The organism is Aeromonas sp. QDB17 (assembly GCF_027705305.1).
GTDB classification, from domain to species: Bacteria; Pseudomonadota; Gammaproteobacteria; order Enterobacterales; family Aeromonadaceae; genus Aeromonas; species Aeromonas caviae.
Genome location: NZ_JAPDBP010000002.1, coordinates 108,019 through 123,481 on the forward strand (window position 1 = coordinate 108,019; position 15,463 = coordinate 123,481).

Annotated in this window: 17 protein-coding genes; 5 read left to right on the top strand and 12 right to left on the bottom strand. The window is 55.1% G+C overall.

What is annotated here, in order from left to right:
• Window positions 1–9 precede the first annotated feature (9 nt).
• The 3 genes from OKC41_RS02180 to OKC41_RS02190 all read left to right on the top strand — a co-directional run bounded on the left by OKC41_RS02180 (window position 10) and on the right by OKC41_RS02190 (window position 2,549).
• Complete coding sequence (locus OKC41_RS02180; protein ID WP_042863871.1) at window positions 10–789, top strand: TatD family hydrolase; 780 nt, start codon at window positions 10–12, stop codon at window positions 787–789.
• A gap of 297 nt (window positions 790–1,086) precedes the next feature.
• Window positions 1,087–2,115, top strand: a complete 1,029-nt coding sequence (locus tag OKC41_RS02185) for a site-specific integrase (protein WP_270671667.1) — start codon at window positions 1,087–1,089, stop codon at window positions 2,113–2,115.
• A 242-nt stretch (window positions 2,116–2,357) separates the two neighbouring features.
• Window positions 2,358–2,549 (top strand): DUF3653 domain-containing protein, encoded by a 192-nt coding sequence (locus OKC41_RS02190; RefSeq protein WP_270671750.1) that lies wholly within the window; start codon window positions 2,358–2,360, stop codon window positions 2,547–2,549.
• Window positions 2,550–2,716: 167 nt separating this feature from the next.
• Here OKC41_RS02190 and OKC41_RS02195 read toward each other — a convergent pair whose 3' ends face one another.
• From OKC41_RS02195 to OKC41_RS02240, 10 genes are all read right to left on the bottom strand, one after another.
• On the bottom strand, window positions 2,717–3,214 hold the full coding sequence (locus OKC41_RS02195; protein ID WP_270671668.1) for a hypothetical protein: 498 nt from the start codon (window positions 3,212–3,214) through the stop codon (window positions 2,717–2,719).
• 248 nt (window positions 3,215–3,462) lie between these two features.
• Entirely contained in the window at window positions 3,463–3,642 is a 180-nt protein-coding gene (locus OKC41_RS02200) for a hypothetical protein (RefSeq protein WP_139736327.1), read from the bottom strand.
• Between the two features lie 29 nt (window positions 3,643–3,671).
• Complete coding sequence (locus OKC41_RS02205; RefSeq protein WP_270671670.1) at window positions 3,672–4,874, bottom strand: zonular occludens toxin domain-containing protein; 1,203 nt, start codon at window positions 4,872–4,874, stop codon at window positions 3,672–3,674.
• A 9-nt stretch (window positions 4,875–4,883) separates the two neighbouring features.
• Complete coding sequence (locus OKC41_RS02210; protein ID WP_270671671.1) at window positions 4,884–5,204, bottom strand: hypothetical protein; 321 nt, start codon at window positions 5,202–5,204, stop codon at window positions 4,884–4,886.
• Window positions 5,204–6,607, bottom strand: a complete 1,404-nt coding sequence (locus tag OKC41_RS02215; protein ID WP_270671672.1) for a hypothetical protein — start codon at window positions 6,605–6,607, stop codon at window positions 5,204–5,206. The genes OKC41_RS02210 and OKC41_RS02215 overlap by 1 nt, the downstream gene beginning before the upstream one ends.
• A gap of 64 nt (window positions 6,608–6,671) precedes the next feature.
• Complete coding sequence (locus OKC41_RS02220; RefSeq protein WP_270671673.1) at window positions 6,672–6,914, bottom strand: hypothetical protein; 243 nt, start codon at window positions 6,912–6,914, stop codon at window positions 6,672–6,674.
• Between the two features lie 272 nt (window positions 6,915–7,186).
• The gene (locus OKC41_RS02225; RefSeq protein ID WP_270671675.1) at window positions 7,187–7,501 is read right to left on the bottom strand and encodes a hypothetical protein; all 315 of its coding nucleotides are present in this window, start codon (window positions 7,499–7,501) and stop codon (window positions 7,187–7,189) included.
• Between the two features lie 54 nt (window positions 7,502–7,555).
• Window positions 7,556–9,820 (bottom strand): replication endonuclease, encoded by a 2,265-nt coding sequence (locus OKC41_RS02230; protein WP_270671676.1) that lies wholly within the window; start codon window positions 9,818–9,820, stop codon window positions 7,556–7,558.
• A complete protein-coding gene (locus tag OKC41_RS02235) occupies window positions 9,817–9,954 on the bottom strand; it encodes a hypothetical protein (protein ID WP_270671678.1) in 138 nt (45 codons plus the stop codon). Before OKC41_RS02235 ends, OKC41_RS02230 begins: the two co-directional genes overlap by 4 nt.
• Window positions 9,947–10,174, bottom strand: coding sequence for a hypothetical protein (locus OKC41_RS02240; protein WP_270671679.1), 228 nt, complete (start codon window positions 10,172–10,174; stop codon window positions 9,947–9,949). The genes OKC41_RS02235 and OKC41_RS02240 overlap by 8 nt, the downstream gene beginning before the upstream one ends.
• A 126-nt stretch (window positions 10,175–10,300) precedes the next feature.
• On the opposite strand from OKC41_RS02240, the gene OKC41_RS02245 reads away from it, so the two are divergent.
• Window positions 10,301–10,660 carry a transcriptional regulator gene (locus OKC41_RS02245; RefSeq protein WP_270671681.1) on the top strand — a complete coding sequence of 120 codons (360 nt, stop codon included), beginning with the start codon at window positions 10,301–10,303 and terminating at the stop codon, window positions 10,658–10,660.
• A 133-nt stretch (window positions 10,661–10,793) separates the two neighbouring features.
• Window positions 10,794–11,078 (top strand): RepB family protein, encoded by a 285-nt coding sequence (locus OKC41_RS02250; protein ID WP_113070258.1) that lies wholly within the window; start codon window positions 10,794–10,796, stop codon window positions 11,076–11,078.
• A 234-nt stretch (window positions 11,079–11,312) separates the two neighbouring features.
• Here OKC41_RS02250 and rsmF read toward each other — a convergent pair whose 3' ends face one another.
• Together rsmF and OKC41_RS02260 are read right to left on the bottom strand one after the other, a co-directional pair.
• Complete coding sequence (gene rsmF / locus OKC41_RS02255; protein ID WP_201894262.1) at window positions 11,313–12,743, bottom strand: 16S rRNA (cytosine(1407)-C(5))-methyltransferase RsmF; 1,431 nt, start codon at window positions 12,741–12,743, stop codon at window positions 11,313–11,315.
• Window positions 12,744–12,872: 129 nt separating this feature from the next.
• Window positions 12,873–15,425: an MlaD family protein gene (locus tag OKC41_RS02260; RefSeq protein ID WP_201893966.1), complete on the bottom strand. Its 2,553-nt coding sequence runs from the start codon at window positions 15,423–15,425 to the stop codon at window positions 12,873–12,875.
• Window positions 15,426–15,463 lie beyond the last annotated feature (38 nt).

Here is a 15,463-nt window from a genome sequence, read left to right on the forward strand (position 1 = left end):
AGGTTGTCTATGTTACTCGTTGATTCCCATTGCCATCTCGATCGCTTGAGTTATGGCTCCAAGCAGACCGACATGGCCGATGTATTGGCCAAGGCGGCGCAGCAGAGCGTGGGATATTTTCTCTGCGTGAGTGTGACCCAGGCCCAGTTCCCGACCATGATGGAGGCCATCGCTCCCTATCCCCAGGTGTTTGCCTCCTGCGGTGTCCACCCGCTCAATCAGGATCCCGGGGTGGATGCTGCCTTGCTGCTGACTCAGGCGGCCGATGAGAGAGTGGTGGCCATCGGCGAAACCGGGCTCGACTACTTCTATTCACCGGAAAACAAGGATGTACAGCAAGCCTCTTTCCGCGAACATATCCGGGTAGCCCGGGCACTGAACAAACCGCTCATCATCCACACCCGGGATGCCCAGGAAGACACGCTGCGGATCATGCGAGAGGAGGGGGCCGAACAGGTGGGCGGAGTGCTGCACTGCTTCACCGAGTCTCTCGAAATGGCCGAGGCCGCGATGGCCATGGGGTTCTATATTTCCATCTCGGGGATAGCCACTTTCAAGAACGCCTCAGCCCTGCAGGCAGTGGTCAAGGCGTTGCCCCTGGAGCGACTGCTGGTTGAAACCGACTCTCCCTATCTGGCACCGGTTCCGCACCGGGGGAGGGAGAACGAGCCGGCCTTTGTTCGCGACGTTGCCCAATTTATCGCGGATCTTCGCCAGATTCCGCTTGCTGAATTGGCGGAGGCCACCAGCCACAATTTCTTCGAATTGTTCAAGTTGGCAAAGCGATAACAGACAACGCCCCGCATAGCGGGGCGTTTTACTATGACAATCTGCACTATCATGATTCATCCAAAAATGATCATCTGAGTTCGTTATCTCTCACCTTTGCAGTGGATACTGATGAGATTAAATCCACAATCCTGATAAAACGGACCAAGCATAACAGAGTGCTTGAAGAATAAATGAGGGAGCTGAAATGGGTTAAAGCAGTCTTCATAAGTATCGATAATATTCATTATCGATACTTGATAGATCTGGATGATCCTGTAAGATCCACCGAAACTCCGCTTTAAATCATATAGTTAAGTGAACTACCCACGCCTTCAAAACCCAGTTCAGCAATCTTTGCAGAGCGTCTTCGATCCTCAGCTGAACAGCCGGGCAAGACGCTTCCTGCGCAGCGCCAAAGCCGACTCCACCCTCAATGCCTATCAGGCAGATACCCGCATCTTTGTCTCCTGGTGCCAACTCCACGGGCTGGATCCCTTGCAGACGACACACCACGACATCATGAATTTTTTGGCGGATCAGGCCGACGGCATCCTGGCCAACTGGGTCTGGCTCGACAAGGAAGAAGGGAAGGGGGAGCTTCGCAACGGGGAGCCTCGCAAACCGGCCACCCTGGTAAGACGGCTTGCCGGCATTCGCTATGCCTTCAAGCAGAAGGGGATCCACCCCATGCCGACTGAGCATGCGGAGATAAAGGAGATGATGCGGGGCATAGTACGGCTCGGTGATAACCGCAAACGCAAAACGGGGGCGCTGACCCTGAAACCATTGGCCTGCGTGCTGGACGAGATAGATACCTGCAACCTGGCGGGACTTCGGGATTACACCCTGTTGCTCCTGATGTTCAGTGGCGCCTTGCGCCGATCGGAAGCGGCCAGGATCGAGGTGAATGACGTGCAGTTTGTGGGGCAGGGGATACGCCTTCGTCTCAAACCAAGCAAACATCAGCTCCATGAATCGGAGATAGCACTCATTCCAGGTACCCGGTATTGCCCGGTCTCTGCACTGCAACAATGGCTGAAAAAAAGCCGGATTGCTGAGGGCCCCCTGTTTCGCCGGATGAATCGCTGGGGACAGCTGATGGCAGACCCCCTGGGGCCGCAAGGTATCAACCTGATGATCAAGCGGCGAACCGGCCAGGCCATCGACGATCTCCACGTCAGTGGCCACAGTTTGCGGCGGGGATTCATCACCTCGGCGGTAACGGCGGGCAAACCGATGAACAAGATCATCGAGGTGACCCGACACAAGGACATGCGCACCTTGCAGGAATATTTCGATGATGCCCACAAGTTCTCCGATCACGCCCTGGATGGGTTGTTATAGCAAACCGCGCCCCTGCACAGATTACGTTAAATGAGACCTCAAACTATGCCCGGCTGGAATATGCCAGTTATAACGGTTTGAACAACATGGAACGTAATCTGACTAAAAATTTCATATTTCGATGGTTTGAGTGCGGTTTGAACAAGGAAGAAACAGCCAAACTTTGTTTTGTATCTGTGACAGAGGTCACATTATGGGATGAGGGGAAAAAGATACCAGACGTGTGCAAAAGGGTCATGAGAATGGCTGCAGGCAGGGAACTACCGTCAATTTTCGAGAGATACTGGGAGGGGTGGCGTATGTCAGGCTATCACCTAATCACCCCCGCAGGCTCACAAATGACCCGGCAACGGCTGGAGCTAATCGACATCATGGGGGCAGAGCACTATAAGCGGTGGCAGTCGCCAAGGAAGAAGTACAGGTTTTATAGGTAGCAGCCTGGAGCGCTAAGGCGTTTACCTACCTCTGATAATGAGAGCCTCAAAAGCCGGTTTAGCAGGAGGAGGGGGGCCCCACCTCTGGTCTAGATGGGCATGTTCCGCCGCCTACCGCATGGTGTCCCCATCACCAGCAGTGGGCGGCTTGTAGGGGCTGACGCCCCTCAGTGCCAAGAAGGATTGGCGCGATACAATTCCTTCGCGAACTGGCGCAGTTCTCTGATGTTGACCCACTGGATCGGGCAATGGTTGTTATCCTTGGCCTTGGCCAAGTTCACCAAACGTTCCAGGAGCTGAAGGAAAAACAGATAGGAATAGCCAAGTTCATCAGCATCGGCCGCCATATTGAAGTAACGCTCACGTAGATTGATGCCGAAGGGGTTCGCCATAATAACGTCATTGAACACAGCCCAAGCCTCATGAGCCTTACGCTGAAGCGGCCCCACTTCAGGAACCGGAGAAGGAAACGGCAAATCGACCTGTTTATGAGCATCACCAGCTTGTTGAGCAGGCAATGAAGGCAATTCACCGCCGTTTCTGTAGACAGAAATCAATTGCCGAACCTGTTCCAGGCAACCATCCGGCACCCTGACCATCGTCGTTGTTTCTCCCTTGGGACGTCCGGCACCTGGACGAGCACCACCACGCTTTGCATCAGCCATTTCCGTATCTCCAATTGATTTCCGTTTACATTATTCATTATAGCAGATGAATGATTTACGTATACGAATTTCAATTGTTTTGGATAAAAAAAGAACTGGCCACGGCTTGGGATTAGGCGGGGTTGACGGGGTATCATCTGGCCTCGCTTCGCTCGGGCGCCCTTCGGGCGCAGGACGATGAAAGAGGGTCGCCCCCTATGGATAGACGCTATTCCTTTGGACAAAACAAGGGAGGAAAGGGGAAGAGATCAGATCAGCTTTGCCAGGATGAATCCCGCCATAAAGCCAAGCATCAGGCCGACGAGAAAGGCCGCATTGCCCGGTTTAACTGACGGGGTTAGGGGAAGTGGGGTAGGGGAAGAGGAAGAGCCACGGGGCCGTCTGAAGAGCTTGGGATTGTAGATATAGTCCTTTTTGTTCTTGTTCATCACTGGGCTCCTGCCGTGTGGAAAACACACTACAGCATAACCCGACCATGATAATCCACCGTTGATTTGAGGCCGTAGCGACGCAACCAATATTGCCGACGAATGACGGGGCCGAGTTCGGGGTGAGAACGTGCCGTGGCGTAGCTGACAAGGCCCCAGCGCAGCAGGACAGAAGCAAGAGGAACGTTCTGGGATCGAGCAACACGGTCAGCACACTTCATCATGACGTAGCGCGGGATAAGGAATGGATTGGTGATCGGGAATCGGATTTGAGGCGCATCCGGTAGAGGGGATTTCGCCTGGTCTTTTGCACCATACCACTGATGAATGTACTTGGCCGGGAGGATGGTATAGCAGGCCCGCATATCAACGAAACGGGGTTCTGTGATGCGCTCACAATCGGGGGTGGCATCAATGGCTGACGGGTGCAAATAGGCCTCTTTGTAATCGCCATTGCCGAGCCTGATGCGGCACTTGTACAAACCCTTTGAATCCCGTACCGGAAAATCAAACAGCTCTTTGCCATCGTCAAATTCCTGGGCGGTGTCATAGGCCTTGTAGAGCCAGCGGCCCCAAGCGTATTTGGTGCCACAGGGGGATCCCGTGGTCTTGCTCTTGCCCTTGAAGTAGCTGGCAACGTGAACACGGGGAACTCGGAGCACAAACCGGATGAAGAGACGGGCGAACCAGATCAGCGGGTAGACAAGGAAACCCTTGGCCCCCATGGAAGCGCTGAACATGGTGTCGGTGCTGTAGCACCAGCAGACAGTGCGGCAAAGGGCATTGACGATCTGTTTGTCGATAGACTCGATATCCTGGACACCGAGGAACGCATTCCAGCCGCGCTTTCGAACAAGCCGGAGCCACTTGATAAGCTGGGCACGATCCGGGTTGTTCCAGTCACGGGTATTCATGAAGAAGGCGGTTTCGTCCAGGGCGAGGCAGCCATTTTTGGATTCGTCATAGAGCTGTTCTTGTGCAGACCAAAGGGCGGTTTTCTTGGGGCGCTCATAGGCATAGCCGAGGTTTTCAAGGTCGGACGAACGGGGCTCTTCGGGAAGCCGGATAATAGGAGTCTGTTTACCGATTTCATTGAGGGGCATGTGCTCGGGATAAACATCAATGTTAGTGGCAACAGGACGGCCCTCATTAAGATACCCGACCATAATATTGACCATATTAACGGTCTTACCCGCGCCAACAGGCCCCGTGACGAAATAAGGCGCTTTCATTGAACCCCCTTATTTGCCATCAAAAGTAGAGCGGGCAAGTGCCATCTGCCAGATAAAGAGCCATTGGGCAGCCTTGGCAACACCTATGGCAGCAATACAAGCGGCAGTGTTAGATGGAAGCAGTCCGAGGCCAAAGAGGATATAACCATTGGCAACACTGGATGTTGAAATACCTGCAAGCAGTCCATTGATGGCTGATGTAAACGTGACAACCATGGTAGTCATTGCAAGAATCAAGGCAGCAACAGCCGCCTTACGTGAAAAGAAAGAAACTATTTTAGCGAACAATTCGCCAATCTTTTCAATCAAAAAAGCAATTAAAAGTTTCATTACCTACCTCCAACAACAGATGTCATAGTACGGGACCATATAGAAAATATGTAAATGGCGGTGAGCATATTTAAAAACCAGAATATAAGAGGGTGGACAACTTCATTATAGGTTTGGCAAAAAGCCCCATTATCATCAGCATGGGCAGAGCCTGCTTGAATGGTGAACGTAAAAGGGTAGGGCTGACAATTACCAGTTGGAAGGGTCCACTTGAATATATTTGGCATGGTGGAAGGCGGTTGCGCTGTAGGGGCATCCGTTATCATCCCTTCCAAGTCCGCTTTTTCATCATTGAGTTTATCAAGGGCAGTGGCGGCAGGAGCCAGAGCGGAGGCGGCTTGTGTAACAGCAGCGGCATCAGCCTTAGCCTCAGCAGCAGCCTGTTTCTTGAGTATCTCCTCAAGCTGAGCTTGTGTGACAGGGGATTGAGCGGCTTGGTTAGCCGCATCAACGGCAGCCTCGGGATTTAAGCCCTGTTGTAACTGACCCGCCAAGGCAGCAATCTCTGCCAGCTTCTCAGGGGAAACGTAATGAGCAGCATTAGGATTAGTCGATTGCAGTAAACCTTGAGCATACAAATCAAGCAGCTCTTGGTCTGATTGCGTAACACCGGGGATATAGGGAACGGTGTCGGGGAAAATCTCAGGATATGGATATGGCCAAGGGTCAGGGACCATAAAAGCCTGAGGGGCTTTATCTGGATTCTGGAGCATATATGAAGTAAGGGAATCATACATAGAATCGTCAGGAACAGGTACCTTATCGACAACAGGAGTAAGAGGGGGGCCATTAGGACTGTTATGAAGAATAATAAACCCCACCAAAGAACCAGAACTAAAAGAATACCTAGCAGGAATTTTACAGGAATCACCCTCGCAAACTATATTGCCACGAATTTCAAATTTAGGATCTGTTTTTAATGCAGCTAAACAATCAGAATAAGTGGGGTAATTACCGGAAGAGCTATATGACAAGATAACAGTTTCAATATTGTAAGGGTAACGTCCCCTACCACACCTTTGAAGTGGGTGAGATGGTGAAATATATGGATTGCCACTAGGGGCTAAAACTTGATTGGTTAACTCATCAATAGCCCAGCCAGCGGCAACCATAGTTGCAAACCAACCAGCATAAAAAGCATTTTTCTTAACAAGGGAACCCACATTAGATTTAACATGCCCCATGAATCTGGTTTTAGGAACATCAACAGTTTTAATTTGATAAGGGTCATTGGCAGCAAAGCCACGAATAGTTGTGCTGACCGTTATGGCGGTATTAGTGGCAGCGGTAACGGCATTGACACGAATTATTTCAGCCTGCTTGATGACTGACGACATGGAAAAAGCAGCCACGCCGCCGCTGAAGGTCAATAAGGCTGTAAAGAGTATGATGAACGGGCGCATATATCCCCCATAAAAAAGGGGGGCAGAGCCCCCCGACAGTACAGGGGCAAAGCCCCGAGGTTGATCAGCCTTGTGCACCCTTACGGGCGAAGGTCTGGAGCAGACCGAAGCCGATGGACAGGGACAGAACGACGGCCATGATGGCGAAGCCAGCCGCAGAAGCGGTGCCAGCGTCAGCGATGACGGCAGTCTTGACGGCAGTCACGGCAGCAGCATCGATTTCAGCGGATGCGATACCGGAGACCAGGGCAGAGCCAACAACCAGAACGGGAGCGGCGTACTTACGAACCATGTTGCGAATTTTCATAATCAGTTTCCTTTTGATTACTGTTTCACTTATCAAAGATTTGATAAGCGTTTACCACTATCAAGACCCGCGAGAGGCCTTTTCAAAAATCTGGCGAGTGTGTCGAAACACCGTGCCAGAACCATATCCGACGAGCCAAACAAGCAGCCCGCCAGCGATATACAGTGCGATTGTTGAGTCCATCAGCGTTGATTCCCTCCCATGAACCCAACAGCGAATAGCAGCATGTAAGAAGCGGCCACTATCAGTTGGGAGTAATCAACGTCCACGGCTTACACCTTTGCCTGGACGCTGGCAGGGAGATCCACGAGGCGGAACCCGTTGTAGGAGCGGTGACGGTTGTTGTCATCACCGAACGAACCGGAGCGATACTCGACCATGAATTCGGTCGGGCCTTTGCCGACGAGGGTCTTGAGCGATGCGTGATACCCGGCGGCCACCTGCTCTTCGGTGATGGCCACATCGATGATCTGACTGGGGTCGGTGCACAACAGCTTGACCTGGCCAGTCGTGACTTTGCGGTTGTCACGGTCTTTGGTAGAGGTGGTGATGTCGGTGGCAGACAGGATTTGAGCAATAATTTTCATTTTCTTACCTCGATTCGTTGCGTTGTGTAGTTGGTGGTTGAGTGCTTAGGGCAGTTATTGACACGGGTCCAAGGGGACAGGAGGCGCGACTGGACAGGAGTCGCCAGCGCTGCGCGCTGCCCACTCCTGCCAGTCGGCCCAGTCCAGGGCGAGGAGCTGGGAGTTATCAAGGTCTTCCAAGAGCTTCTGCCGCCCCTCCTGATACAACTCATCAGCCATGTGGAGGTATTCGCCTGTCTCAGTGGCCGTGATGAAGTAATCGCGAACGGCTTCAAGGATTTTCTTCTTCTGGGCCTCCCACGCTTCCAGGCTCTTGATCTGGTAACGCTTGAGACGGGTGGCGATGTGGATCTGGTTGAACAGAAGGCCATCAATGGTGGCGCGGGCCTTGTCGCCATACTGGGTGATGCGCCCCTCGGGGCTGATGAGGAGTTCGAAATCCTCGGCGTTCTGGTGGTATGGGCGACCCACGTTGCCAGCATTGAGGCGAGTGAAGGCGCGGGGAGTGGAGTAAGCAGGGCGAAGGGCCTGCTGGTCACGGGGGCAGAAAATACCGCCCATGGCAACGCAGAACTCGGCCCAGTCACCAGCATCAGCAGAGCGCCGGCAGGCTTCAAGAAGCAGCCAATCAGCTTGGGAAAGGGATTCAAATCCGGGCATATCGTAATCCTGTGTAGACATGCGGCGCAGCTCACGCCATGAGGTGACAGTGGGGCCGCCTATCTGCTGGAACTGGCGGATGTTATTGGCTCCCTTCCAGGCAAGGACGCGCTGGACGGTTTGAAGGGCAGCCGTACCCGTTTCGTAATCCTCACCAACTGCGAAGCCGTCAACGTTCTTGGCGATGTACTTGGAGCAGTAGCCAACAGCAGAGCCGCGCTTGAGAGATAACGGTTTGCAGGTAAAGCGATGTTTGCGGGCACCCGGCTCATCAGGGGAGTCTTTGAAGCACTCACGGCGGCAGATGGTGCGGAACTCATTGGCCTGCTTGTAAGGGACGAAGATGATGGCGTGCCAGTGGGGGGTGCCATCAGCATGAGGCTCAGCGAATCGAAATCCGTAAACAGAAATCGGCTCTTTGGGGTTGGCATCGGTGCCCTTGTCAGCACAGCGGCGACCAATGTTGCGCCATACGCCGTTGAGATAGGATTGCCCATCTTTGACGGTAGGGCGACCAGCATCCAACCAGTTGGGGTTAGGTTTGCCACCACTGGTCGGATGGAAACGGGAAGGGCAGGTTAAGGTGAGGAAGAGGGCGGCATGGCGCTCTTGCTTGGCGACTTGCTCGAAGCCCTTGAGGCGAGCCATCAGCTCGGCGCGTTGAACCTCGGGATTGGAGACGGAAGCATCTATGGCGTCGGTGAGAGGACAGCCCACAAGTTCATCATCGAGGCAAACAGCTGCAAGACCTGAAAGAGTGGATCGATTCTTATGGATACGATGCCCGCGGCGAGAAACAAGATAGTCAGGTGCGTATGGCTGGGCGAACTTGCCAACCACGCCAGCAAGCCGAGCGGCGTCGAAGAGTCGGCGAGCAGAAACGCGACGAATAAGCCGAACCAGATAAGTAGGGTCACACCAACGATTGAGCCAGTGACACGGGCGAGGAGCATTGGGATTTTCGAAATCGTAATCGAATCCAGCATCCCGAAAATCGTACCCAACGAGTAAGGCGTGAACCACCTTAAACGCCCGATATTCATCTTCATCGCCATCGTAGTAATCCCTCCGAATGGTCATCACATGCTTAGCCAAGCGCTCAGCAAATGCCTCAAACCCTTCATCGTCAGAGGTGAGGGAGAGGGTACCGCAGTCGCCGGACACGTTCATGAGGTCGTAAAGCTCTTTGATACGCTGGTTCGCGGTGAGCAAATCGGCGTACTCAAGGGCTTGACTGTAGGCAGAACGGAACCAGGGCAGGAGGTAGTGATTGCGCACGGTCATGTCATGACGGTACTGGCAGTGCTCGGGGGCATTGATGTCGCCATACTTGAGTAAGGCGGTGTCATCGAGGTAGGCGAACGAGCCTACCTGAATATGATGGGTCTCTTTGTCGGCGTAGTGGGCCTTGAGGTCTAAGGGGAGGGCGGCTGCTTGGTCTTCCGCCCACTGCTGCCGGAGCATCGCCAGATACGGTTCAGAAGAGCGTAATTGGTAGAGGTAACTTTCATGAGCAGACAAACCAAGGTGAGAAAGATCCCTGGAATGACGAAGACCCAGAGAAGGATGTAAGAGAGCATCGACGGCAGATCGTCCATTGATGACAGTACGTCCATTGTTGAGGTCCTTTTGAGCGGAGTAGGAGGGGAAACGAATCATTTTAAGAACCCCTTTTCACGCAAGAGCATGATGGTGGAGTCATCAAACGTCCACAGAACAACTTGCTCAGCAATGAGACCTGCAACTGCAATTGCAAAGAGACAAAGAATGAAGGCAGCGACCAATTCACGCATGACGGTCACCAATATGTGAGATGCGGAAGATGTCGGAATCAACGAAATGACAACCGTCGGCATGATAACCAACGGCGCCACAGTAAACGCACTCATCGGGAAAGGTATCGATTTCACCTTCCAGAATGCAGAGGTCAGAACATGCCTCGCAGCCATCGCCGCCGCATTGCTGGCAGACGTGGTAAACAGGGGGTTCTTGCTGTAGGGTCTGGCGTTCCATGTCACACGCTCACTAAGTAGTAAGTTCGAATGACTTATATGTGAGGCGCTAACTTATTACAACGTGCGGAATGAGAGCGTAAGATGCTGTGATAAGATCGATTTGAATAAAAATGAGGGTAGATAAATGGACTCGAAAACGCTGATGGAGGCCTACATGAGGGCCAAAAACTACACCAGTTATGCACAAGTGTGCCAAGACCTCGGTTTTAGCAGTGCTTACATCGCTGGCATAAATAAAGGTCGAGCACAATTCACTGATGAAACAGCAATTTTTCTTGCTGAAGGGGCAGGACTAGACCCTTTAGAAGTCATGATTTCGCTGCAAGCGGTCAGAGCAAAGACTCCAGGTGTGAAAGCCGCTTGGTACGACGCCCTAAAAAAGTACTGCGCCAGCACAGGGACCGCGCTGGCAGTGGGGTTGATGACGATAGGGGCGAGTAGTCTGGCTGGCACCCAAACCGCGCTTATGCTTTTTTTATGTTAAATGATATCCTGTTGATCTGATGGTATATTCAATCCGTCCTCCACAGACATCATGACGGTGGGGGAGTCGTAATCCGATTTACTTTCGTAGAAGATGCCAACGAAAAATGAGAGATAACATTCGCGACAATAATATGTCAGAGGGTGATGGCAGCCAGGAATTGAAGAAAAGCGCCGCTCAAGAGAACGCCGAACGGCAGCGCCAGCACGTGAAGCGCAAGCAGGAAACCCACTGCCGGTTGCAATGCTGGATAAGCAATCGTCATGCAGAGCGGTTGGCCATGCTGGGGCAACAATTGGAAGACAGTCAGGCCTCCATCATCGAGCAGGCGATCGATCTGCTCTATCAGCACGAACTGCAACAAACGACCAACGCGCAGCAGAGCGATATTCCCGAGTCGGCAGACATGCTCGAATAGACGATGGTATCGTGCCGGCATGGTTGAAAAAGGAAGACAAAAAAAGCCAGGTACGAATTCCTTGTACCTGGCATAGGGGAATTGGCTCCTTGCAGAGCCGTGCGCTAACTGGTATGCGGATAGCCTTAAGCTTAGACAAGGCTCTAGGCATTTCAAGAACCGGATAAAAGTTCAACCAGAGTGGGGGTTTTTCAGACTCGAACAGGCGCTGTTTTTGCTCGAGCGACCCCACTCTCACGCATTGAACAGGTTGTTGTCCCGTACCAGCTCCCGGGGCAGGGCATTCTTGATGCGACTCCCCACCCATTTCCCCATGCCTAGCGGGTGCCCCTGGTAACGAACGATCACTTCCCCAGTCCCGGCATCCTGCTCTGGCCAGAGATCTCGTCCCATCATGAATTCACGGGCATTGGCGGCATCCAGCTCGACGCATCCCTTGCTCGCCTCATGGCCGTAAGCCAGAGCCCATTCATGGGTCAATCGATATCCCTTCTTGAAGGTTTCAGCCAGCTTGATGCCGATGCGATCGAAACGCAGCTTCCCCTGTACCTGCTCGAAGGCGTGAGGGAAGAGCCAAATCTCGTCATTGCGGCTAAACAGTTGGCCATGGGGCACAATGCCAAAATTCCCTTCAATCTCCCGCAGCATGGGGCCGACCTCTTTCTCTGGCAGCGGCGAGAAGGGGAACTTGCCGAGCTTGCCCGGTTTGAACATGGTGTTGGGCACGGAGTGATGCTTGTGCAACCGGGCGACGAAAAAGCCTTCACTGTCGAAGATCTGGGGCCACACATGCAGGTATCCCTCCGGCGTACAGGCTTTCTCCGCCCCCGGAAAGAGATCGGCCAACGAGTCAAAGCTGAAGGCATCGCCGAACTTCTCTTGCAGTGACTGGCAGACGTCCTGGTTCTCTTGCAGGCTCAGGGTGCAGGTGGAGTAGACCAGTACGCCGCCGGGTTTGAGGGCGTGAAAAGCGCTCTCCAGCAGGCCACGCTGCACCGCGGCGATCTCCTCGATGCTCTCCAGGCTCCAGTTGCGCAGTGCGTCTTCATCTTTTCGCACTGTCCCCTCCCCGGAGCAGGGGGCGTCGAGCAGGATGGCGTCGAAGGTTTCCGGCAGCCATTGGCCAAAGACCTTGGCATCGAAATGGGTCATGCCGACGTTGGTCACACCGCAGCGCTGGATATTGGCGCTCAGCACTTTCAACCTGCTGCTGGAAAACTCGTTGGCGATCAGCATGCCGCGGTTCTCCATCAGCGCCGCGATCTGGGTAGTCTTGGAGCCAGGGGCGGCGGCCGCGTCCAGCAACATGCCATCCCCTCTGGTTTGCTCACTGGCAAAGAGCGCCGTCACCGGCAACATGGAGCTCGCTTCCTGGATATAGAAGAGGCCGCACAGATGCTCGGCCGTGTTGCCAAGGGGAACGCTCTCATCACTGCGGATGAGCCAGAAGCCGGTTTCACACCAGGGAACGGGATCCAGCTGCCAGCCAAGCGGCGCCATGCGGGCGACAAACTCGGATACCGTGACCTTGAGGGTGTTGACCCGGATGCTGCGCCGCAGCGGCTGCCGGCAACTCGCCACGAATGCCTCCATGGAGAGATGGGATGGCATGAACTCCGCAATGTGACGCAGGAAGTGATCGGGGAGGTAGGTGTTGTCGTGCACGGCGCAATCTCGCTGACCCAAAATGAGGGGCGACATCTTACCACAGTGCGCCGCCCTTCTTGATGGGAGAGTCCATGAGGCCATAAAAAAACCGGCACAAGGCCGGTTTTTGACGAGCAGGGGAATAACTCAGGGCAAGATGCGGGGACTCCACTCCAGCCACTCTTTTTCCGCCTTGGCATGAAGCGGATAACGATGGCCCGCCTTGACGGTCGCGCCCATCTCCCGCTCCGGCGTATTGAAGGCAATCCCGCCCGCCAGCAGGCTTTGCACCGTTTCGACCTCGATGGTGCCACCGGTCAGCCCGATATCGGCCTTGACCCCGGAGACATTCCAGAAGCGGCTGTTGGCGCGTATCAGATGGGCGTACTGTCCATCCACATTCACATCGATCAGTACCTCGCTGCCATCCCGGGCCAGGGTCACGCCGGTGACGCTGCCCACCACCATCTTGCGAAACAGCAGGGGGCTGCCCACGCTGATGCCATCGACGGAGGGGCTCTTGAGGGTCAGGGCAAGACCGGCGGGGCCACTCTGGCTCAAGGGGAAGGTCTCCTTGCCAGCCCCTCGGCCCGGTGTCGCCTCCACAAAGGCCCCCTTGATCAGGGTATCGAGGTGGGCAACGCCTCCCAGCCCGACCTTGGCCTGCACCAGGGCATAGCGCGCCCCGGATTGCAGGAAGCGCGCGGCATATTGCTCATTCAGCTCGGCCTTGAAGCTTACCTGGCCCAGGGTCGGGTCCAGTTCCACCTGCTCCACCTTGCCGATGTCCACTCCGCGATAGCGGATGGGGCTGCCGACCCCGAGACCCGGGTTGTGATCCGCAGTGAGGGTGAGGGTGCGCACCTGGGAGCTTGCCTGCTCCTTGCTGTCAAAGAGCTGATGACTGCTGCGACCTGTCCCCAGCTTGTCGAATTCGATGGCACCACGTAGCAGGGTGGCGAGGTTCCCCATCTTGACCTGCACGCCGTCGAGCCGGATCTTGCCGTCGATGGCGGCCTTCTTCCAGAACTGGGGTTGCTGCTTGAGCAAAGGGGAATAGATGGCATCGATCTCCAGGGTGATGGCCACCCCGCGATCATCGGCATCCAGCGCCTTGACCTTGCCCGCTTCCAGTCCCAGGTAGAAGACGGGGGAGCCCACACCGATCCCATCAGCCTGAGCGGCACGCAGCGTCCAGCTGACCGCTTTGGCATGGCGGCTCCCAAGCAGGGCCAGCTCCTGGCTGGGGTAGAGGCGGTCAATCCTGTCACCCTTCGCAGCCTGTACCAACTTGATGCCCCCCGCCAACCAGGCACTGGCCGGGCTGGTCTCCACCTTGATACCGCTGAGATCCGCCTCCACCTGCAAGGGGGCGGCGCGATAGAAGCGAGCCCGTTGCAGCAGATGGCGATAACGCTCGTTCACCAGCAACTCGACACTGGCATTGCCGCCGGCATCCAGGGTCAGTGCCCCGAGCTGACCTATCTGCAACCCCTTGAACCAGAGCGGAGCCCCTTCGCTCAAACCGGCGAGATCCTCTGCCTGCAGGGTCAGCTTGATGCCGCCGCGCTGTGCCTGGCTCTCCAGGGTCATGGTGTTTACCCGTTTACCGGGTTCATAGTCCAGACGAATGGCGGGCCCGGCCAGCAGGCGATCCGCATGCTTGATCCCGGCAGGGGAGAGAGAGACCGTCTCCCACACCAGACGACTCTTGCCGGTCACCCGGAACGCCTGTTCGGGGTTGATGAGGGCCGTCACGCTCCGTCCCTGTTCGGTGAGGCGAATAGGGTCGACTCGTCCAATCTCGATGCCCTCATAGAGGATGGGCATCCCTTCCTTGATGGGCAGAGTCCCCGCCTGGATGGTGATGCGCTCACCCCGGGCGGCCTCGGCAAGCCCCTTGTAGAGGATGAAGTTGACCCCTTTTTGCGCCACGGGAGAATCCTTGGGGGAGTCAAACGCAATGCCGCCGCTCAGAATGGAGGTGAGACTGCCCGCTTCCACGCTGACGCCAGCCAGGCTGAAGGAGCCTTTGATGCCGCTGATGTTCCAGAATCGGGTATCCGCCTTGACGAGGTGCTCGAAACGCGGCTCGATCACCAGATCCAGGATCACGTTCTGGTTCTCTTCCCCAAGACGGGTATTGATGACACTGCCCACCTCCAGCCCGCGGAAATAGATCTTGGCGCCGATGCCCACCGATCCCAGAGAATCGGCTGTCAGGTGCAGGGTTCGCCCCTGGGCCTGATAACCGGGGGGAGGGCCATCCAGGGCATCGAACTCATCCTCCAGCGGGTTGTTCTCCCGTCCGGGTTGCAGGTTGATGTAGTTGCCGGACACCAGGGTGTCCAGGCCGGAGATCTCGGTCAGTGACGCCTTGGGACTCACCAGCCAGAAGTCGGAGCCCTTGCGTATGAGGGAGCGGGCACGGCTGTCCACCTTGGCTAGCACCGCAATCTTGCGACCATCCTGTGCCAGTTCCAGCTCCTGGACCACGCCGATGGCGACCCCCTGATAGCGCAGCTGGGTCTTGCCCGGCAAGATACCGTTGCCCTGGGCAAAGTTGATGCGAATGAGTTGACCACTGCTCGTCCACTGCTGGTAGAGAAAGCCTCCCGCCAGCAAGAGGGCGATGAAGGGCAGCAACCAGACCGGGGATAACCAGCGGTGCTTCTCAATGACGGGCTCAGCCCCGACCATACCGACTCCTTACATTGGCTGTGATGCACAGCACGTTT